Raw genomic sequence first — 20591 nt, 5'->3', positions numbered from 1 at the left:
AACTTGCATGGGGTGGCTCCTCTCAAAGCAGATTTAGACACCTGCATTATGGCGCATTGCGACGCCGGTTGAAGCAGGAGCCATCCACCCCATCAGCTTGGCTAACAATCAAAAAGTCTGAGCGATTGCTTCGCAGTTGTCTTTGCCTGATGGCGAAGCATCTAACCAATGTCTGGAAAGGGCTGGGAGCCGCCGATTGCACCTGCAGCGAAGGGTCGTAGCCATGAGCTCAAGTGAGACTTGAGCTGCACAGAGCACGTAGGTCAGCTTCTTGCTTCCAAGTCATTCTGCCTAGTCGACAACAAAAAAACCGAGCCACATTGTCCAGCGGCACAAAAAACCCTCGACAGGGGGGGGGAGCATGGAAACCGCACGAAACGCGCAAGCTTATAGTACGTTGGCATCCATCCTACTCATGAGTTGGAGCCTCCGGCAAACCTGGCGCGGTTCACTCGACGAAACCGGTCGTCTGTCCGAGCGCCATGCCGAAGAGGACCTTCATGGTCGGGCACGTCTGGATCGCGGCGTCGCTATACTGCGGCTGCCGGCCGCGCTTGCCGTTCGGTAGCGGCACCCAGACCAGTTCCGGATCGAACCAGATCGTCAGGGACCCACGCTGCTTGATGGCTTCCTTGTAGGCCGGCCAGTTCTTAGTCTTGTAGCTCGGCGGGATGGATCTGCTCATACAGTCCAACTAACATGCCGGTTTCACGACATGAATCCCTCTTCGTCTTTGCGCAGCAAAGCCACCTCAAGGCGCGCATCGGCTCTTTGGTCCATCTTGATCGGGGGGGGGGACATCGTACTCTGCGGCGTTCAGATTAATTCAAAGATGGCTGATATCCATCAACTCCATCAGGTCCTTATCACCTGCGCCGCCGCTGGTGCGGAGGCTAAACTCATGCCCGGCGTCGAGGGGAAGCGGCGTCTGCGTCGTTCGTCAAAGTGACGAGTATGCAGATCACGGTGTGGAGTTCGCCAGGCTCCAGCCGCATAGGCGGAATGTGTCGGGAGGCTCAGCCTTCGTGATCGGTAAGCCTGCCGGTAGAGGAGAGAGCGCGACCTCTTGTTGAAGGAGGGGCGCGCGACCAGGGCAGTCGCCCCCCCCCCCCCGGCATCAGCGTTCGCGCGGCGGCCAGGGCGCGTCGGGCAGTCTGGTCAGCGGCTCTCCCAGCAGCGGTGACGTCAGCGCATAGACGCCATTCACGGCAAAGGCCCAGATGATATTGCGGTCATATTCCACGAATACCGCAAAGACCGCATTGTCAAAGGTCCAGTCTGGCACCTCATCCGCGGTAGGAAAGGCGGGCACGTAGTAGCCGGAGATCTCCGGCTTGGTGGGATCTTCGACGTCAAAAATCTGGATGCCGGCATTGTAGAAGGCATAGACCACCACGCCGTCGCGTCCGCCGCCCGGCTGGTCGATTCCGCCGGAGCGTTTCGGCCCGAAGCTGCCACCGCGCTGGCAGTAGTCCGTGAAACCGGCCTCTGCCGGTGGCTGTGGACGCGGGAAGGTCGCGGCAACAGCGGGCTTGGTCGGATCGGACACGTCGATGGAGAAGATGTCCTTGTAGGGCTCATAGCAGTTCGAATTCATCGGGTAGCCGTTTGAGAATACATGCCCGGTGCGGGCGTACTGGCTGACGTCAACATTGTCGAACTCTGTGCCCGCATAGCTGGGTGCGACCTGCAGGTCGCCCAGCGGTGTGGGGTTGGCCGGGTCGCTGACATCGAAGGTCCAGAAGCCCAGTCCGCCCATGCCACCAAAGCCAAGCGTGCCGCCGTCCTCTATCGGGACGGGCAGGGCCAGCGGGTTGCGTGATCCCATCCAGGAGGTGCGATTGCCTGCTCGCGGATTCTCTAGATAAGCGGCGAGGTCCGCGGCGTTGTCGATGTCCTGTCCCGGTACCGACAGCTGGCTGACGAACACAGGGTCGGCCGGATCTCTCATGTCCCAGATTTGGTAGCCGGGAGAATGCACATAGTCGGGGTATTCCGTCAGCGCAAAGCTATCGTCGGGGGCTGCGGACAGAACCATGTAGCGCCCGCCGGTCCAGGCCGGGGCATCCAGAGATCCAGACCCCTGCTGTGCACCGATGGGCGCGTCCGGGTTGGCACGGTCGGTGGTGCGCTCGGCGATCATCGTCCAGTCGTCCGGGGTGGGACCGTTCATCTCGTAGACCCGAAAGCCCTTCAGCGAGGTATAGTTGCGCACCAGGGCAACGCCCTCGGGGTCTTCGGATTTGCGCCCCATGACGCCAAAGCGGCCGATCTCATATGAGGCGACAGCAACGTGCTTTTGCAGCCCTGCGTGCCAGACGATCGTCAATCCGCCGAAATACTCGGTGACGCTCTTGCTGTCGAATTCTTCGCTGGAGCCCTCCGGCCCCCAAACGCCGCCATCGCTGTAGACCTCGACCGCATTGGCCGGATCCGTAATGTCCAGCACCCGCATGTAGTCGCGGTCATGGGTGTAGAGATAGCGTTTGCCATCCATATCGACGGCATTGGCCCAGGCATGCCAGGGCGAGGTGACCGTGGGGTAGAAAGCCAGCACATCGACGTTTTTCGCATAGGAGTTCTGGTCCCAGCCGTCCAGCTGACCGGGGAAATTTGGCGCCCAGGACGACAGCGGTGCGGCGTCTGGCGCAACAAAGGCACCGCCTTCGCCGATCAGGCCGTAGTCGCGTCCCGGCTCTGGCAGGGCAGGCGGGTTGTGCGGTGTGGCCTCGAACCAGCGCTGGACGATCGGGTCGCGGATGTCGATGACACCGGGTTCTCCGCCGCCGCCACCCGCGGCGTATGCTGCAGATGCAAGCAGGCTCGCGGCGAGGGTCAGAGATACGGGCAGATGGTGAAACTCAGGCATAAAGGCCCCCTGTTTTGACGCCGACGTGAGGCTGCTGCGGTTCCGTCAGCTTGTTGTGATTGCTCGAAACCCTACGTCATGCCTGTCCCTGCTCAATTCGCATTCCGGGAAACTGGATAGCCAATAATCGAATAGCTGGGACTGCGGAGTTGTGCTGTGGTCACAGTCAGAAACCGGTCTGTTGGGGGAGTTTCATGCCCAGCTCGCGCGGGGTCAGTTCAGGAGCAGCAGCGCGCTGCCCAGTCCGACCAGCAAAGCCGCGATCAGCCCGCGTGGCGTCGGTTGCAGCCGCTGGCGCAGCAGCAGCGCGGCAAACAGGGCGCTGAACAGCACGTCCAGCGCCCCGATCAGCGCGACGCTGGTGACAGACGTGTGCAGCAGGGCCGCCAGCTGCAGCGTCTGTCCGGCTGAAAGCAGCAACGCTGTGCCAAGAAATCCGGCGCTGCGATCGACCACCAGATAATGCAGCCTTGTCCGTCTGCTGGCGCTGCCTCGGCACAGGACAGCCCAGCCAAGATAGCACAGGCAGCCTGCACTTGCGCCCGCGCAGGTCGCCAGCAGCGGGTCGGGTAGCTGCATCAGTCCCAATTTGCGCAGGCCGTAGGACAGAGCGTAGCTGGCCGCCGACAGCAGCCCCAACGACACGCCCGCCAGCGCTCCCACTGGAGCCGTGCCGCCGGAGAAAGCGAACACCCCAGCCACCACCAGCCCCCCGCCCACCAGTTCGGCGAGACCAGGCCAGTCGCCGATCAGCAGGATGGCAAGTGGTATGGCAAAGAGCGGGATCAGGCGGCGCAGCATGGCGGCGCCGACCGGACCCAGGATTTCGGTGGATCGGTACATGAACAACCGCCCGAGAACTGTCGCACATACACCGGCCACAGCGAACAGGCCAAGCGCCCGCCAGTGGGTACCATCCGCTGGAAGCACTGGTGCGGCACCAGCCAGCAGCCACAGGGCCCCGGTCAGTAGTGTCGTCACCAGAACCGACAGGAACACCCCGCCATCGCCGCGCCGCTGGTTGCGGCTGCGGGCGATGGTGACGCCGGCCATCCCGTAGCAGGCGGCAGAACACAGGGCAAAGAGCTCTCCCAAAGGGACCTCAGCTGACTGAAAATCAAGGGGCAGGGGGAATGGTCAGGCCGCGCGGGTGTATGTCCGCGCGGCCTGATCAGTGCAGGGCCGGGAGATCAGGGCAGAAAGGCCGCCGCCCGGCGGGCGCTGCCGTTCAGAGCTTCAGCCCGCAGCCCTCGAACGCCTCGCGGATGGTGGCTTTTTCCGTCTCGGTCAGGTTCAGCATCGGATGGCGCACCGGGCCGCCGACCTGACCCAGCAGCTCCTGCCAGTATTTGCCGAAGGCCTGCGGTTTGTCCGCCGGGCGACTGCTAGCGATCGCCGCGCGCACGGGATTCAGGCTGTCGCGCAGTTTCCGGGCCTCGTCGAATTTGCCTTGGAAAGCCAGCTGGGTGTAATCGTGCATGCGCCGGTCATTGCGGGTTTGCAGCTGATAGGGCGGCGAGGAGCATAGATAGAGCTTCCAGTTCAGCTCCTCGATATTGTCCAGCCATTCATCCTCCGAGGCGGTGGAGACATGGATCTTGTCCCCCACCATATGCGACAGGCGCACGTACATCTCGCGCGGGACCGAGTATTTGATGGCGACGATATTGGGCAGCTCGGCGATGCGGGCGCATTCCTCGGGCTGCATCAGGTAGCCGCTGTCAGGGTGGCTCCACATGGCGATGCCGATGTTCAGCTGATCGCAGAGCGCCTTGAAATACTGATACAGAACCTCACCCTTGTCCTGCACAAAGCTCAGCACCGGGGCATGCACCACGATGTAATCCGCACCGCAGTTTTCGGCGTGTTTGGCCAACTCCAGCACGGTGTTGAAGTTCTGGTCTGACACCGACATGATGGTGCCCGCCTTGCTGCCGCATTCGTCGACGGCGATTTCAAAGTTGCGCTTGCGCTCCTCCAGGCTCATCGAGAAGAACTCGCCCTGTTTGCCTGCGATAAACAGGCCCTGGATGGCCAGATCGTCGATCCAGTGGCGGATGTTGCTGCGCAGCCCGACCTCATTCAGGCTCAGATCCGCGTTGAACGGGTTGAGGGCTGCGGCCCAGATCCCCTGCATATGTTCGCGGGCATAATCCTTGGCTTCGTGTCTTGAGTATTTCATGCGCCGATCCTTGTTCGCTGAATGGCCGGTCGCGCGCCGCGCGGGGCCATCTTTGGGTCAGTGCGGAGCATCCCGATCAGCCGGTCAGAAAACAAATCCAAAGAAGTGATCCTGATATAAACAGAATTATCATCAAGCCGCCCTGAGCTGCGGTTATCACAGTGGCAAATGCAAGGGGACTGCGGAATGAAAATTGCTCTCATCGGGTTTGGCGCCATGGCGCAGTATGTTGTGGACCAGTTGGCAGGCAGCCAGACAGACATTGCTGCGGTCATCGTGCCGGAGAATCAAATCGTGCCGCGGCGCGGCGAGTTCGGCACCCAGTTCAACTTTGTCACCGACGCCGCAGACGCCGGGGAGGGCATCGATCTCTTCGTGGATTGCGCGGGCCATGGCGCGCTGCTGCAGCACGGGGTGAAGATCCTTCGGGCGGGGCATGACCTGCTGACGGTGTCGATCGGGGCGCTGGCGGATGCGGCGCTGTTGCAGGAGCTGGACCGGGCCGCAGAGGAGGGCGGCGGCAGTATCCGTCTGGTCTCCGGTGCGATTGGCGCGCTGGATGCGCTGCGCGCGGGCCGGATCGGAACGCTGCAAGCGGTGCGTTACATCGGCCGCAAGCCGCCGCAGGGCTGGGTCGGCTCTCCGGCCGAGGCAGTGCTGGACCTTGGCGCGCTGACCGGTGCGGCGCAGGTGCATTTCCGCGGCACCGCCCGCGAGGCCGCGCTGCAGTACCCCAAGAACGCCAATGTCGCCGCGGCGGTGGCCCTGGCAGGCATCGGTTTTGACGACACGCAGGTAGAGCTGCTGGCGGACCCCGGCATCAGTCGCAACATCCACGAGATCGAGGCGGAGGGTGACTTCGGCTCTTTCCGTTTTTCCATCGAGGGCAACCCGCTGCCGTCGAACCCGCGCACCTCTTCGCTTGCTGCTATGAGCGTGATAGCAAGCATCAATCAATATGCCGAGCGCATGAAATTCTGAAACGCTAGGAAGATGCCACATGGTTAGCCGCCACACCCGGATCGTTGAAAAGGTACAGACCCGGCTGAAGTTCCGGCAGCTGCGGCTGCTGGTTGCGGTGGGGCAGCATCAGAACATTCAGGGCGCGGCGCGGGAGCTGAATGTCTCGCAGCCGGCGGCCACCAAGATGATCAAGGACCTGGAGCTGGACTTTGAAGTCCAGCTTTTTGACCGCACCAACCGCGGCGTGATCCCCACCGCCTATGGAGAGGCCTTGATCCGGCAGGGGCAGCTGATCCTGGCGCAGGTGTCAAACGCGGCGCAGGAGTTGGATGATCTGAACGACGGCAGCAGTGGCCGGGTGGTGATCGGCTCGCTGCTGGCGGCCTCTTCAGGGCTGCTGCCGCAAGCGATTGACCAGCTGATGCACGAGCGGCCGCATGTGGCGGTGAAGGTGGTCGAGGGCACAAATGACGCGCTGATGCCCGCTCTGCGACGCGGCGCGATCGACATGGTGGTTGGGCGGCTGCCTACCCATCGCCACCGCGACGAGATCGCGCAGAGCAAGCTGTTCGATGAAACTATCGTGGCGGTGACCGGCCCGGACCATCCGCTGGCGGGCCAAAGTGAGCTGAGTTTCGAGGATCTCAAGCCCTTCGGTTGGATCCTGCCCCCGCCGGAAACCAGTCTGCGGCGGCAGGTCGACATGTTTTTTGGCGGTCAGGGCATGTATGCGCCTGCGTCTTATGTGGACTCGGTCTCCTTTCTGATCAATCGCAGCTTGCTGCAGCGGCGTCCGCTAATCTGCCTGATGCCACGCCATGTGCCGGAGCAGGACATCGCCTGGGGTAGCCTGGCCAGGCTGGACTGGCAGGTGCCCTTTGGTGCCGGACCAGTCGGGATTTCACTGAACGCCAAGGCGCGGCTGTCGCCGGCCGCCGCGGCGCTGATCGGCTATCTGCAGCAGGCCGCTGCCGAGCAGTCATAGCAGCGCCGTGGACAGCAGCGGCCAGTAGCTGAGCGCCACGAGAACCACCGCCACCGACAGCAGGAACGGCCACAGCGCGGACAGGATCTCGGCCACCCGGATGCCGGTCATCGACGAGGTGATGAACAGCCCCACGCCGACGGGCGGCGTCAGCAGCCCCAGCACCAGGTTCAGGCACATCACCACGCCAAATTGGAACGGGTCGATATCATAGGACCCGGTGGCGATCGGCAGCAGGATCGGGGTGACCAAGATCACCGCCGCGATGCCGTCGATCAGCATCCCCACAAGCAGCAGCAGCGCGTTGACGATCAGCAGGAACAGGAACGGGTCGCTGGTGATCGCAGTGATCGATGCGGCCAGCTTCTGCGGCAGCGCCTCGTAGACCACTACCCAGCCGAACACATTGGCCGCCGCGATCATGAAGACCACCATGCCAGAGTTGATGGCTGTGCGGCGGAACAGGCGGAAGAGCCGCGGCAAAGTCAGCCGCTGGCCGGAGAACCAGGCCATGGTAAAGGCCACCAGCGAGGCGACGGCAGCAGATTCAGTGGGCGTGGCGATGCCGAACAGAATGCCGCCGATGATGGTTACCGGTATCAGGCTGGCGGGCAGGCAGCCCAGCAGGGCCTGTGCAGCTTCTGATCGCGACATCCATTGCCCCTGCGGGAAGCCCTGTGCGACCCCGATGAGGGTGATGACAATAACAAAGGCGCCAAACAGCAATAGCCCCGGCAGGATGCCAGCGATGAACATATCGCCGATCGGCAGCTGCGCCAGCACGCCGTAGATGACGAACATCATCGAAGGTGGCACCACCGGCGCCAGCAGGCCACCCGCAGCGGTGGTGGCCGCGGCAAAACCGGGACGGTAGCCTTCCTGCTTCATCTCGGGCACCATGGCGCGACTCATCACTGCGATTTGACTGGCTGCAGAGCCGATGATCGCCGCCATGAACATATTGGCCAGAAGGTTGATATAGGCAAGACCCCCACGAAAACCGCCGACAAATACCCGCGCCGCCTGAACCAGCCGCCGGGTCATGCCGCCCTCATTCATCAGCTCGCCAGTCATCATGAACAGCGGGATCGCCAGCAGGCCGTAGTTTTCAAGCCCGGAAAACAGCTGCTGGGCGAAACTGTCGAACAGCACCGCGTTGTCGCTGGCCTGCACATAGGTGATTGCAGTCAGGATCAGCACAAAGGCGACAGGCACTGCGCAAAACATGCAAAGAAAGAAAACGACGATTGTCATCAGGATGTGCCCTTGCGGTCGGTTGCGGCGGTGAGATGGCTGAGGCTGTGCAGGATCAGGCCGAAGGCAAACAGCCACATGATGGACCAGACCCAGACCTTGCGCAGGCCCAGCGTGTTGGTGGGCTCAGAGTAGATGAAGTTGAAGGTGGCGCCCTGAAAGGTCTCGACGTCAAAGCCCGCGCGCGCAAATTCCAGCGGCAGGAACCAGCGCCAGCAGAACCAGGCTGTCAGCAGCGCCAGCGCAAAAATCACCGCGTCGACGAGGCGTGAAAGGACCCGCGCGGCATCCTGCGGCAGGGCGTCGGTGGCGATGGTGACGGCGACCGCGTCCTTGTGGTGGACCGCCGCCGAGGCCGCCAGCAGCGTCATCCAGATCATGGCATAGACCGCAAGCTCATCGACCCAGTAGAGCGCAAAGCCAATGCTGCGGGTCAGCACGTTCAGCAGGATCAGCGCGGTGATCGCGGCGGCGAAGGCGGCGGCACAGGCCAGTTCCGCCCGCGCCCACCGCCGGGAAAAAGTCTGAAGCATCAGGGTGAAACCATGGGTTGGGTGAGGAATATCAGGGCAGGGGCGGAGGCGCACGGGGCATCCGCCCATGCCGTAACGGCGGGGCGGTGCACGGTCAGCGGGTCGCCTCAGCCGCGGCGCGGATGGCGGGCAGCGAAGGCGATTTGGCGGCCCATTTGCTGTCCCATTCGGCGATGACATCCGCAAAGAACTCTGGCCCGGCCTTGGTCATCGTCAGGTCCAGCGCCTTCAGATTGTCCAGCCACTCCGGTTCCTTGGTGGCGTAGGTGTCGATGGTGCTGTCCAGATGCCTGGCCATCAGCTCTGCGATCATCGCGCGGTCTTCTTCGCCCAAGTCCTTCCAGACGCGGGCCGAGACCAGCCCGACCACCGGGAACATCATGTGATCGCTTTGCACGATGGTTTTGGCGTGCTCATGGTACTTCAGTACCCAGATCAGTTCTGCGTCCATGTCGATGGCGTCGACCTGACCATTGGCCAGCGCATCATAGACGCTGGGCAGTGGCATCGGGGTTGGCGCCGCACCGAGCTCTTCGTAAAAGTCAAAAATCGGCGCAAATGGCGTGATCCGCAGCTTCAGCCCGCTGAGGTCTTCGGCGCTGGTCACCTCCTCGCGTGAGACGATCTGGCGCAGACCCGCCATGCCGAGGCCGAGCCCGACAACACCGGCCTTTGCCGGCAGCGGCTTCAGCATTTCGCGAGCGGTGTCGGAGCGCAGTATGCGGCCGGCATGGTCGATGTCGGTGGCGAGGTAGGGGGCATAGAAGGCGCCCAGATCCGGCACGCGGTTGGACACTTCTGCCACGGTCAGGAACGCCATGTCCAACGCGCCGGTCTGCAGCTGCTGCATCATCTGCGCTTCGTTGCCCAGCTGGCGTGCGGGGAACACCTGTACGCTGTGCGCACCGTCCGAGGCGCTGTTGAGATCGGCGGCAAAGGCCTCTGCCGCCTTGGTCCAGATGTGCGGTGGCGGGGTCAACAGACCCAGCCGGAACTCCGCCGCCTGTGCGCCGAGGGCAAGGCAGCAGGCCGTTGCCGCCGCTGCTGCGGTCTTGAGTGACTTCAGATATGCCATGTGTGGTCTCCCTTTTGCGAGCTTGGCCCAGCATGGGGAAGCAGCTGATAGTTCAGCAACTTGGAACACGGCAATCTGATATTAATTAATGATATACCAAGAGGGGCGCTTGGCGGTATGCCAGCGCCCCTTTGGGGCGGCGCTCAGTCGGGCAGCGCGCGGCGATGCCGATTGCGGGTGAAAAGGGCGATGAAGGCCAGGTTCAACACCAGAAGGGCCAGCGCCACGGGGTAGTTCGCCAGCTCCTGCAGCGATCCGCCGGTGAGGCTGTAGCTTTGCGACAAGGTGGTCTCGAACCGGCTGCCCAGAAAGAAGGCGATGATGAACACGATGACCGAGATTCCCAGCGCGCTCAGCAACAGCCCCAGCAGCGTGCAGGCCAGCATGGTATAAAGACCGAACATGCCGCCCGCGCCCAGATAGACCCCGGTAATGCACAGCAGCAATGCGAGGGTAAAGATTACCAGTTCCGGCGCTTTGACCACCGTGGACCACAGCCGCATGCCAGCCTGACCGACCCAGAAGTTCATGAAGTTGGCCGCGATCATCGCCCCGAATAGTCCGTAAATCAGCTCTGCCTGCTGGTCGAACAACAGTGGCCCCGGTTGGATGCCATGGATCTTGAAGGCGCCGATCAGCAGGGCGGCGCCGACGCTTCCGGGAATGCCCAGCGTTAGCAGCGGTATCAGATTGGCGCCGACTACGGCGGAGTTCGCCGATTCCGCCGCCGCAATGCCCTGGATGTTGCCCTTGCCGAAGCTTTCGGGATCCTTGGCGCTTGCGCGAGTGGCGGCATAGGCGATGAAGGCCGCCGCGGTGGAGCCGATGCCGGGCAGTGCCCCCAGCACGGTGCCGATCGAGGCACCGCGTAGCATCGCAAAGCGGCAGGACCAGTACTCGCGCCAGCTGATGCGGCGGTCGGCGGCAGGCTGGTCTGCCGGGATCTCGATCGCGGGGCGCGACAGACCGCTGCCCTGTGCCAGGCGGCGCAGCACTTCCGGCAGTACGAGGATACCAAGGGCGATGGCTTCCAGCGGAACGCCGTCATAAAGCTCGGTCTGCCCAAATATCAGTCGCGGCGTGGCGTATTCGGGATCCAGCCCGATCGTGGCAAGCAGCAGCCCGAGGAACAGCGCAACACCGCCGCGGGCGATTGTGCCGCCGACGAGGCAGACGATCACGGTAAAGGCAAAGAGCAGCAGGAACAGAATCTCCACCGGTCCCAGTTTCAGGGCCACGATGGCCAGCGGCGCGGAGACGGTAATCAGGATGATATCGCTGGCGGTGTCGCCAGTGACGGAGGAATAGAGCGCCATGCGCATCGCCTTCATCGGCTTGCCTTGCCGTGCCAGCGGAAAGCCGTCGAATGCGGTTGCCGCAGCATCGGGCGTGCCGGGGGTGTTGATCAGCACCGCAGGCACCGCGCCGCCAACCAGCCCGCCCTTGCCGATGCCGACAAGGAAGGAAATCCCCACGAGCGGGTCCATGACAAAGGTGAAAGGAATGGCAATGGCAATCGCCATGACCGGCCCAATGCCGGGAACCGCCCCGACAAACTGGCCGATCACCACTCCGGCCAGTACATAAAGCAGCACCACCGGGGTGAATGTCCCCGCCAAGCCTGCCAGAATTACATCAAACGGCACCATCGCACCCCCTCCTCAGGGCAAGAGACGTCCCAGCAGGACTTCGAAAACGGTCCAGATCAGCACTGGCCCGCCAAGACCGCCCAGGGCCAGCCATAGCGGCCGACGCTCGCCGACCAGCCACAAGAGCACCAGCGCCAGCGCCGGAGCGGCCAGCAGAAAGCCTACGTGCTGCATCGCCAGCACCCCGACCAGTGCGAGCAGGAAAAAACCGGCGGTCTTTGCCCCCTGGCGCAGGTCCAGCGCGGTTGCTTCCGCGCGCTGGCAGGCCAGCGCGGCGCCGAACAGGCCGATCATCGCGGCATAGAACATGGGTAGAACTTCGGGCGGGATCGAGCCGTCCGGGTAGACAGTTTCAGTCTGCGCCGGGATGACGCCCCAGATCATCGCCACGGCAAAAATGACAAAGAAGACACCCGTTAGGCGGTGCAGCGTCATGGTTTTCTCCTGTCGCAAAACCCCGCGGCGCGAGTTGCAGCCGCGAGGTCGGGTCTGGGATTTACTGGTCAAACAGGGCACCGACGGGTGCCAGCGAGTCGTGCATCATTTTTCGGGTGCCCTCAGCTCCGAGGTTGAGCGCAGGGGCGCTGACCGCGTTCTGCACGACCGTCTGCACCGCGTCATCTGCCACGGCCTTGTCCATGGCATCAGCCAGCGCGGTTTTCACCTCAGCGGGCAGGCCGCCGGGGGCCGCGATATAGAAATAGGGCGCAATGAAGAAATCATGACCGGATTCGATCAGCGTCGGCACATCGGGCGCTGAGCTGAGCCGCTTGTCCGACAGGCTGGCGATGGTCTTCATCTGGCCCTCTTCGACGAAGGGCAGATGGGCGCCGGTGCCAAAGGCGGCATCAACCTGGCCGCCCAGCAGCAGCTTGTTCATTTCCGCGCCGCTCTCGGCCTTGACCATACGGAAGCTGACGCCTTCCTTCTGGCCGATCTTCTGCAGGATTGCCTTTGCGTCCGGCGCGTCCCAAGCGATTTTGGCAGAGCCTTCCGTACGGGCAAATTCCACCAGTTCCCCGATCGAGGAGAACGCCGCCTCACTGCCCGCGATCAGTGCAGTCTCCGCCACGGTGACGGTGCCGATGTAGTCAAAGCTGTCCAGCGTAAAGGGCACCGAGTCGGGGCGCTGACTGAGCGCCATCAGCGGCGGGATGTTGACCGCCATGCCAAGGACCAGCCCGTCGGGATCTTCCGCAACCAGGGCGCTGAGCATCGCGACACCGCCGCCGCCAGGGCGGTTTTCCACCACCACGTCCCAGCCGGTCTGGCGTTCAATGGTGGCGGCCAGCACGCGGCCCATGGTGTCCGTCTCGCCGCCGGCCCCAAAACCGATGCGCAGCAGGATGGGCTCTTCCGGCGTCCAGGCGGCAGCCGTCTGCGGCAGGCTGAGCGCGGCGGCAGCCGCAAAGACAGCGGTCTTCAGCAGGGTGTTGAGTTTCATGTGGTCCTCCCGTTGGGTTTGAAAAATTATTGGCCTCTGCGCGCTCGTGGTGCCTAAGGGGCACCCCTCTGAATTCTTGTAGTGCAGCTTCAGGCGCAGGGCAGGGGGCATCACGGGAGACGCCGCCAAGGCGGTCCCGTGATGTCAGGGTGTGGGGCAAATACCGCGCGTTGGGCGCGGCAAGCGGTCAGGTCACCGTGTTGACGACGTTGAAGCGGTCCTCTTTCCACTCCTCGGTCTTCATCACCTCGTACAGGTGGTTGGCGGCGTCCCAGACATCGGCAAACCGCAGATACAGTGGCGTGAAGCCAAAGCGCATCACGTTGGGCTGGCGGAAGTCGCCGATCACACCGCGCGCAATCAGCGCCTGCACGATGGCATAGCCGCCCTCGGTGTGGGTCAGTGAGACCTGGCCGTTGCGCAGCGTGCCGTCCTTGGGGCTGTAAAAGCCAATGCCGAAGTCTTCGGCAAAGCTCTCGACCAGCTGGATGAACAGGTCCGACAGGGCCCGGCCCTTGGCATAGAGGTCGACCACCTCGACATCGTCAAAGACCGCCAGCCCAGACTGCAGCGCGCGCATCGACAGGGTGTGCTGGGTGCCGCACAGCAGTGCGCGGGCGCCCTCGCCCTGGCGGTAGCTCTGCTCGAACTTGAAGGGGGCAGCATGGCCGTGCCAGCCGGACAGCGGCTGGGCGAATTTGCCGTGGTGGCGCTTGGCTGCATAGGCATAGGCGGGCGAACCCGGCCCGCCATTGAGGTATTTGTAGGTACAGCCGACGGCGAAATCGACGTTCAGGTCGTGTAGATCAACCGGGATCACCCCTGCAGAATGGCACATATCCACCATTACCAGCGCGCCGCGCTCATGCGCGAGCTTGGTCAGCGCCTTCACATCGCGGATCACGCCAGAGCGGTAGTCCACGTGGTTCAGCATCACCACCGCGGTGTCGGCGTCGATCATATCCTCGATCCGGTCGCCGTCGCGGCCTTCCAGCGCTAGGGTGGCGCCCTCCAGTGTCGATTGCACACCTTCCGCCATGTAGAGATTGGTCGGAAATGAGCTTCCCTCTGCCACGATCTTGCGACGGCCGGGCTGCATCGAAAGTGCAGCGTGCAGGGTCTTGTAGATATTGAGCGAGGTGGTGTCGCAGACCACGATCTCGCCCTCGCCGGCACCCAGCAGCCGGGCGAGGCGATTGCCCAGCGTGTCGGTCAGCATGAACCAGCCGGCGGTGTTGTGGCTGCGGATCAGCCCCTTGGCCCATTCTTCGCGCATGGTGCGGTCGATGCTGTCGAATACCGCTTTGGGCGCCGGACCCAGCGAGTTGCCGTCCAGATATATGGTGCCTTCCTCGACGAAAAACTCGTCACGCTTGTGCGCCAGCGGGTCCTGACTGTCCAAAGCCTCGGCGGTGCTGCGGGTGGGGGTAAGGGCCATTGGCTTTCCTTCTCGGGCTGGGTGTGCAACTGATAAAACCAATATGCACACTTCAATCGTATATGATTTAATTTATCGTATACGATTATATTTCTGAAGGTCAATCAATGGATTTACCCGCGTCGTCAAAATCGGAAATGGCCTATCAATTCCTGCTCAAGCAGTTGATTGAGGCGAAAATTCCACCCGAGGCGCCGCTGCGGATCCCGGCGCTGGGCAAAGAAAGCGGCCTGGGCGTGACGCCGATGCGCGAGGCGCTGAGGCGGTTGGAGAGCGAGCGATTCGTGGTGATGGAGAACAATCGCGGCTTCCGCGCTGCGGCGGTGACCCAGGGAGAACTCATGGACCTGGAAGGCTGTCGCCTGGTGATCGAAACCGCGCTGCTGCGCGAGGCGATTGCGCATGGCGACGACGCTTGGGAGGCGGCGATCCTGTCCAGCCACCACCTGCTGGCCAAAGCGACCGAACCGGCGGAGACCAGTGATCTGGATGAGCTGTGGGTGTGGTCGGACCGCCACCGGGGCTTTCACAGGGCGCTGCTGGCGGCATCGTGCTCGCAGTGGCTGAACCTGTTCTACGGGCAGATTTCCAACCATCTGGACCGGCATTTTTTCAGCATGTTCACGGGGGACAACCGCGACAAGTTTCTGGGCAGCCCGGAGTTGATCGCCCATAGTCGCGCCGCCCTTGGCATTGCCCACCACACCAAGCTCATGGAGGCGGTTCTGGCACGCGACGAGGAGCAGGCGGTGCGTCTGCTGGAAGAACACGCGGGCTTTACACGTCGCTTCTTTGACCGGGTAGAGGATCAGGCCTAGCGCATCTCTTGGGCGAGTCTGTGGCCTTGATATCAGCAAACGGCATATCGGCTTTCCCGGATATCAGTTGAACGCGTGTGCCGGGCCTGCGCCTAATCGGGCCGTTCAATGCAGGAGGCGCAGGCATATGTATCCCGATCTCAACCTCTTTATCGATGGCCAATGGCGCAAGGCGGAGCGCAGCATCGCTGTCGTCAACCCGGCGACCGAAGAAGAATTGGGGCAGTTGCCCTGCGCCGGGCGCGCGGATCTGCAGGATGCACTGGCGGCGGCGGAAAAAGGGCTGGCCATCTGGAGCCGCACCGCGCCGCGGGATCGCGCCGATATCATCCTGCGCGCCGCCGCGCTGATGCGCGAGCGGCAAGAGGAGATCGCCCTGACCATCACTGCCGAGCATGGCAAGCCGTTGGCGCAGGCCCGGCTGGAAGTGATCCGCGGTGCCGAGTTCTTTGAATGGGACGCGGGCGAGGCAATGCGCGCCTATGGCCGTGTCATCCCGGCGGCAGCGGGCTCCAAGCTATCGGTTCATCATCATCCGATCGGGGTGGTGGCGGCGTTCTCGCCCTGGAACTTCCCGATGAGCCAACCCGCCCGCAAGGTTGCGGGGGCGCTTGCATCGGGCTGTTCGATCATCCTGAAGGCGGCCGAGGAAACGCCCGGTGGCGCGGTGCATATCGTGCGCGCATTCGAGGATGCGGGTCTGCCAGCCGGAGTGCTGAACCTGGTGTTCGGGGTGCCTGCGGAGATCTCCGAATTTCTGATCCCGCAGCCAGCGGTAAAGCTGGTGGCGCTGACGGGCTCCACCGCGGTGGGGCGCCAGCTGACGGCGCTGGCGGCGCGCCATGACACCCGCGCGCTGATGGAGCTGGGCGGCCACGCACCGGTCATCATCTGCGAGGACGCGGATGTGGAAAAGGCCGCGCTCAGTGGCGCTATCCGCAAGATGCGCAACACCGGCCAGGTTTGCACCTCGCCAACACGGTTCTTTGTGCATCACAGTATCTTTGAGGAATTCAAGACCCGCTTCACCAAACGCGCCGCCGCCACCGTTGTGGGCAACGGTATGGAACCGGGCGTCGAGATGGGGCCGACCGCCAACGAACGCCGTATCCCGGTTCTGACGGCGCTGGTGGAGGATGCTGTCGCCAAGGGTGCTGAGCTCCTGACCGGCGGCGCGCGGCTGGGGGATCGCGGTTATTTCTTCCAGCCGACGGTGCTGGCCAACGTGCCGCCTGAGGCACAGATCATGCAGGAAGAACCCTTTGGCCCGATTGCGGTGCTGAACCCGGTGGCGGATCTGGATGCGGCCATCACTGCCGCCAACGCGGTGCCTTATGGGCTGGCAGGCTATGGCATGACCAACCGCGCCGATTACATCGACCGGATGATTGACGAGGTCGAGGTCGGCAACCTGTCTATCAACACGCTGGAGGCCTCGCTGCCGGAAACTCCCTTTGGCGGGGTCAAGGCCAGCGGCCAGGGCCGCGAAGGCGGCGCCGAGGGCCTGGACAGCTATCTGACAGTCAAGAACGTCTGGCATTCCCGGTCCATCACCTGACGCACCGCACGCAAGGCAACAGTTACAGTCCCAAGGAGGTCACAAATGTCCAACCACCCCACGCTGAAGCCCTTCAATTTCCAGAAATGGCTGGCGGATAACGCCGACAAACTGAAGCCGCCGGTTGGCAACCAGCTGCTGCACAAGGACGGCGACGGCATGATCGTCATGGTGGTCGGCGGCCCCAACACCCGTTGCGATTTTCATGACGACCCGGTGGAGGAATGGTTCTTTCAGCAGAAGGGCGACATGATGATCAAGATCGCGGACGGCGGTAAAATCTATGATGTGCCGGTGCGCGAGGGTGAGGTGTTCATGCTGCCGCCGCATGTACGCCACGCACCGCAGCGCCCACATGAGGGTTCTATCGGCATCGTCGTTGAAGCACCGCGCCAGCCCGGCATGACCGAGGGCTTCGAGTGGTTCTGCTTCAAATGCGAGGCGCTCGTCCACCGCGAGGAGGTCACGTTGGAAGGGACCGACGGCATCGTCTCGGCACTGCCCAAGATCTACGAGGCGTTCCACGCCGATCTCGACGCGCGCACCTGCAAATCGTGCGGCGAGGTTCACCCCGGCAAGGGCAAACCCCCGGAGGGCTGGGTACAGCTCTGAATTCACTGCAAAAAGACAGTCAGACAGCGCGTTCCGCACCGGGGCGCGCTGTTTTTGCTGTGCTGAGCGTATGCGAAGCTTAGGTGTTTGATCCCACGATTTGATGGTGCGATCCTTTCTCAGGAATGGAAGGAAGCCATATGGGACGAGTTCGTCACGGGAGCACCACGACCACGCACGCCGTCAGAGCTGCAATACAATAATCGCAAGCTTCGCTCGGGCAGTTGAGCAAGGAGTTGGGCATCAATCCCAAGACCGTTGCGAAGTGGCGCAAGCGTGCGACGGTTGAGGATCTGAAGACCGGCCCAAAGGAGCCGCGTTCAACCGTTCTCTCTAAAGCTGAGGAGGCGATGATCGTCGCATTCCGACGGCACACGCTGCTGGGAGCGCGCTACTTTGAAGTGCGACTCCTATTAGAAAACAATGAGTTATCTAATAGGAGATCATGGCACGGGAGCCGTTTACACGCAACTGAGCTTGAAAGAACGCCGTAGAATTGAGGATTGGTGGCATGCAAAAGTGCCCGTTCGAGAGATGGCACGGGTTCTGAAGCGCTCTAAGTCGACCATTCATCGCGAGATCAAACGCAATTTCTGGGCAGACGATGCCTTCCCAAAGAAGTATGCGGGGTACTTCGGTCATGCCGCCCAGTTGCAGACGAACAAACGCCGATCCGTGCAACGAAAGCTGATCCGCCATCCGGACCTGTGCAAGACCGTGATCGCCCGGATCAAACAATGCTGGACGCTTGAGCAGATCAGCAACCAGATGATCTATGAAGAAGCCAAATTGCGCGTCTGCCAGGAGACGATCTATCGCTACATCTACTCGAAAGAAGGCATGGACCAGGAACTCTGGTGGTACCTGCCAGAGCATCGCAAAGCCCGTCGTCCACGCCGTGCCAGAAGGCGCCAGAAGCCTAAGTTCGACCGTGCTGTCAGCATCTTGTTCCGACCGGATGATGTCGCGCACCGTCGCCAGTTTGGTCACTGGGAGGCCGATCTTGTCTTGTCCAACAGCGCTTTGGACAATCGAACGTTACATCACTCGTTGAGCGCGTCAGCCGGTTTACGGTGCTTTTGAAGAACCCGAACAAGCGTACCAGGCCCGTGACCTGCTCCCCGTGGAGTCCGCGTTTTTTAGTTCGCTCTGTTCAGTTTTTGGTCCAGTATTGACCGTTGGTGATACTCCCACGGTGTAAGCCCGTCGAGGCTCATGTGTGGGCGGAGGTGATTGTAGTCGTCGCGCCAAGCAGAGATCAGATCCCGGGCGTGGCGCAAGTTGGCGAACAAATGCTCGTTGAGGCACTCGTCGCGCAGACGGCCGTTGAAGCTTTCCACGAAGCCGTTCTGCATGGGTTTGCCTGGTGCGATGTAGTGCCACTCGATCTTCCGGTCCTCCTGCCATCTCAGGATGGCGTTCGATGTCAGCTCCGTTCCGTAACACCTTCGGAATGACATTGATTTAGAGGTTATGATTGGCTGCGCAGCCCCCAAATAGCGCAGCAGGTGATCATAGCCGGGTCTCAGGTACCTACAGTGGTTTTGCACAAACCACACCGCAAGGGAGACCGACTATGACCAAGACCAGTATTGCACAGACCGAGCCTGTTTTGGTGGCCGTTGATATTGCTAAGGCCCGCCATGAAGTCTTGATCGCTATTCCAGGTAGGACGCGCCGCCGCCTGACTGTTCTAAACCACCTCGACGACTTCAACCGATTGATCGACACACTCTCGGATTATGGCCGTCCTGAGCGCGTGGCGTTTGAAGCCACGGGCAATTACCATCGCGCTCTGGCGTATCGGCTCGGCGTCGCTGGTTTCGAGGTAAAGTTGGTGTCTTCGGTCGCATTGGCACGGACCCGTGAGGCCTTGAACAACAGCTGGGACAAGAACGACCCGAAAGACGCGCAGGTCATCCTGCACATGATGCAGATCGGGAACGAGCAGTTCTATCACGATCCAATGCTTTGCGGCACGAACGACCTGCAGGAACTATCCAAGACACACGGCATTGTCTCGCGCTCGAAGACCGAACTTTGGCACCGGGTCCTGACCCATTACCTGCCGCTGTATTTCCCTGAAGCTGATCGTTTCCACCGCAGTTCTCGCAGCGATTGGTTCTTCGCTTTTCTGGAGCGCTATCCGTCACCTCACTTTATCTCTGCCATGGATCAAGAGATATTTATCAGACCGCAAAGTCATCTGTAGGGCTGCCCATTGCTCCAGACTCTGACGCCGCCAGGATGTTTCGTTTGGTCTTGAGTGAAGGGCGAAGCCTGATCGCGCAACGCAATCAGATTGAGGATCGTGCCGTCGAGCTGCTCAAGAACAACGACGACTACCAACTGCTGACATCCATCCCGGGGATCGGCCCGATCAATGCGCTGACCATCCTGGCGGAGGCAGGCGATCTGCGCCGCTTTCAGCATCACCGCCAGTTTCTAAAGTTCTGCGGTATGGATCTGGCAACCATCCAGTCCGGTACATTCCGAGGCCAGACCAAGCTGTCCAAATACGGCAACGCCCGACTGCGCCGCACGCTTTGGATGGCCAGCCAGGTCGCCATCATGCAGCGCACCAACAGCTTTCGAGACAAGTTCGAGCGTTACATCGCCAAAGATCGACAAAACACTCATTTGCGCCGAAAGGCGTATACCGCAATCGCCGCTAAAATGGCCCGAACCGTACACGGGATCATCAAACGCGGCGAACCCTATCGCCCTTTCTTTGAGGGGTGATCGGCAGCAGAAGGACCCTTCTCTGACAGGGCCTTAGAGGCGACCATTCGACCTCGCAGATAATGTTCAGGCCTTCTGCTCAACGACACAAAGATCTCGTCTTAAGGACGGTGAGAGCCGCAAGAGCGTACTCTGTGTTTGTTATGGGAGAGACACGTTGTTGACCAAAATGCCGAACTGACACACACTCAACCATGCTGGAGCACTTCAGCATGACCATGACCTGATGCCAAATCAGCCAATCATTCCGCGCATAGGACGTTGTCGCTGACCACCATGCAGGGATAGCCACGCACCCGGGCGATGTTGTCGAGCTCACGACCAACGCGCTGCCCGGACAGGGAGGTCTCCACGACCGTTGCCAGGCATTCCCAGCTGAAGTCGTCGATGACGCAAAGCACACGGAAGCGGCGACCGTCCGAGAGGCTGTCTGAGACGAAGTCCAAGGACCATCGCTGGTTGGGTCCTT

15 protein-coding genes and 6 pseudogenes are annotated in these 20591 nt (G+C 61.9%); 8 read left to right on the top strand and 13 right to left on the bottom strand.

The window, feature by feature from the left end; translation table 11 throughout:
* Positions 1 to 451 precede the first annotated feature (451 nt).
* From CLV89_RS21220 to CLV89_RS21205, 4 genes and pseudogenes are all read right to left on the bottom strand, one after another.
* Positions 452 to 685, bottom strand: a pseudogene (locus CLV89_RS21220) (transposase); the annotation flags it as partial.
* 432 nt (positions 686 to 1117) lie between these two features.
* On the bottom strand, positions 1118 to 2869 hold the full coding sequence (locus CLV89_RS21215; RefSeq protein ID WP_106165596.1) for an LVIVD repeat-containing protein: 1752 nt from the start codon (positions 2867 to 2869) through the stop codon (positions 1118 to 1120).
* A gap of 213 nt (positions 2870 to 3082) precedes the next feature.
* Positions 3083 to 3964: a DMT family transporter gene (locus CLV89_RS21210; protein WP_133166773.1), complete on the bottom strand. Its 882-nt coding sequence runs from the start codon at positions 3962 to 3964 to the stop codon at positions 3083 to 3085.
* Between the two features lie 133 nt (positions 3965 to 4097).
* The gene (locus CLV89_RS21205; RefSeq protein WP_106165594.1) at positions 4098 to 5051 is read right to left on the bottom strand and encodes a dihydrodipicolinate synthase family protein; all 954 of its coding nucleotides are present in this window, start codon (positions 5049 to 5051) and stop codon (positions 4098 to 4100) included.
* Between the two features lie 186 nt (positions 5052 to 5237).
* On the opposite strand from CLV89_RS21205, the gene CLV89_RS21200 reads away from it, so the two are divergent.
* The gene (locus tag CLV89_RS21200; RefSeq protein ID WP_106165593.1) at positions 5238 to 6032 is read left to right on the top strand and encodes an aspartate dehydrogenase; all 795 of its coding nucleotides are present in this window, start codon (positions 5238 to 5240) and stop codon (positions 6030 to 6032) included.
* A 19-nt stretch (positions 6033 to 6051) separates the two neighbouring features.
* Positions 6052 to 6999, top strand: coding sequence for a LysR substrate-binding domain-containing protein (locus tag CLV89_RS21195; protein WP_106165592.1), 948 nt, complete (start codon positions 6052 to 6054; stop codon positions 6997 to 6999).
* Here the strand turns inward: CLV89_RS21195 and CLV89_RS21190 are convergent.
* The 7 genes from CLV89_RS21190 to kynU all read right to left on the bottom strand — a co-directional run bounded on the left by CLV89_RS21190 (position 6994) and on the right by kynU (position 14392).
* On the bottom strand, positions 6994 to 8253 hold the full coding sequence (locus CLV89_RS21190) for a TRAP transporter large permease (protein WP_106165591.1): 1260 nt from the start codon (positions 8251 to 8253) through the stop codon (positions 6994 to 6996). The two genes, CLV89_RS21195 and CLV89_RS21190, sit on opposite strands and share 6 nt — an antisense overlap.
* Entirely contained in the window at positions 8253 to 8786 is a 534-nt protein-coding gene (locus CLV89_RS21185) for a TRAP transporter small permease (RefSeq protein ID WP_106165590.1), read from the bottom strand. Before CLV89_RS21185 ends, CLV89_RS21190 begins: the two co-directional genes overlap by 1 nt.
* A gap of 94 nt (positions 8787 to 8880) precedes the next feature.
* Entirely contained in the window at positions 8881 to 9861 is a 981-nt protein-coding gene (locus tag CLV89_RS21180; protein ID WP_106165589.1) for a TRAP transporter substrate-binding protein, read from the bottom strand.
* 143 nt (positions 9862 to 10004) lie between these two features.
* A complete protein-coding gene (locus CLV89_RS21175) occupies positions 10005 to 11510 on the bottom strand; it encodes a tripartite tricarboxylate transporter permease (protein ID WP_106165588.1) in 1506 nt (501 codons plus the stop codon).
* A gap of 12 nt (positions 11511 to 11522) precedes the next feature.
* A complete protein-coding gene (locus CLV89_RS21170; protein WP_106165587.1) occupies positions 11523 to 11945 on the bottom strand; it encodes a tripartite tricarboxylate transporter TctB family protein in 423 nt (140 codons plus the stop codon).
* A gap of 61 nt (positions 11946 to 12006) precedes the next feature.
* Positions 12007 to 12954, bottom strand: coding sequence for a tripartite tricarboxylate transporter substrate binding protein (locus CLV89_RS21165; RefSeq protein WP_165798183.1), 948 nt, complete (start codon positions 12952 to 12954; stop codon positions 12007 to 12009).
* A gap of 187 nt (positions 12955 to 13141) precedes the next feature.
* On the bottom strand, positions 13142 to 14392 hold the full coding sequence (gene kynU / locus CLV89_RS21160) for a kynureninase (protein ID WP_106165585.1): 1251 nt from the start codon (positions 14390 to 14392) through the stop codon (positions 13142 to 13144).
* Positions 14393 to 14499: 107 nt separating this feature from the next.
* On the opposite strand from kynU, the gene CLV89_RS21155 reads away from it, so the two are divergent.
* From CLV89_RS21155 to CLV89_RS21135, 5 genes and pseudogenes are all read left to right on the top strand, one after another.
* Positions 14500 to 15210, top strand: coding sequence for a GntR family transcriptional regulator (locus CLV89_RS21155; RefSeq protein WP_106165584.1), 711 nt, complete (start codon positions 14500 to 14502; stop codon positions 15208 to 15210).
* Between the two features lie 127 nt (positions 15211 to 15337).
* On the top strand, positions 15338 to 16768 hold the full coding sequence (locus CLV89_RS21150) for an NAD-dependent succinate-semialdehyde dehydrogenase (protein WP_106165583.1): 1431 nt from the start codon (positions 15338 to 15340) through the stop codon (positions 16766 to 16768).
* A 45-nt stretch (positions 16769 to 16813) separates the two neighbouring features.
* A complete protein-coding gene (locus CLV89_RS21145) occupies positions 16814 to 17380 on the top strand; it encodes a 3-hydroxyanthranilate 3,4-dioxygenase (RefSeq protein ID WP_106165582.1) in 567 nt (188 codons plus the stop codon).
* Positions 17381 to 17520: 140 nt separating this feature from the next.
* Positions 17521 to 17763: pseudogene (locus CLV89_RS23065) on the top strand (IS481 family transposase); the annotation flags it as partial.
* A gap of 40 nt (positions 17764 to 17803) precedes the next feature.
* A pseudogene (locus CLV89_RS21135) lies at positions 17804 to 18492 on the top strand (IS30 family transposase); the annotation flags it as partial.
* Between the two features lie 27 nt (positions 18493 to 18519).
* Here the strand turns inward: CLV89_RS21135 and CLV89_RS21130 are convergent.
* A pseudogene (locus tag CLV89_RS21130) lies at positions 18520 to 18819 on the bottom strand (integrase core domain-containing protein); the annotation flags it as partial.
* Between the two features lie 137 nt (positions 18820 to 18956).
* On the opposite strand from CLV89_RS21130, the pseudogene CLV89_RS21125 reads away from it, so the two are divergent.
* Positions 18957 to 20148 (top strand): annotated as a pseudogene (locus CLV89_RS21125) (transposase); the annotation flags it as partial.
* A 234-nt stretch (positions 20149 to 20382) separates the two neighbouring features.
* Here the strand turns inward: CLV89_RS21125 and CLV89_RS21120 are convergent.
* Positions 20383 to 20591 (bottom strand): annotated as a pseudogene (locus CLV89_RS21120) (DDE-type integrase/transposase/recombinase); the annotation flags it as partial.

It is taken from the genome of Tritonibacter scottomollicae, from assembly GCF_003003215.1.
In the GTDB taxonomy this organism is placed as follows: Bacteria; Pseudomonadota; Alphaproteobacteria; order Rhodobacterales; family Rhodobacteraceae; genus Epibacterium; species Epibacterium scottomollicae.
Note: the sequence above shows the minus strand (reverse complement) of the source record. Positions and strands in the feature narration are given on the sequence as shown.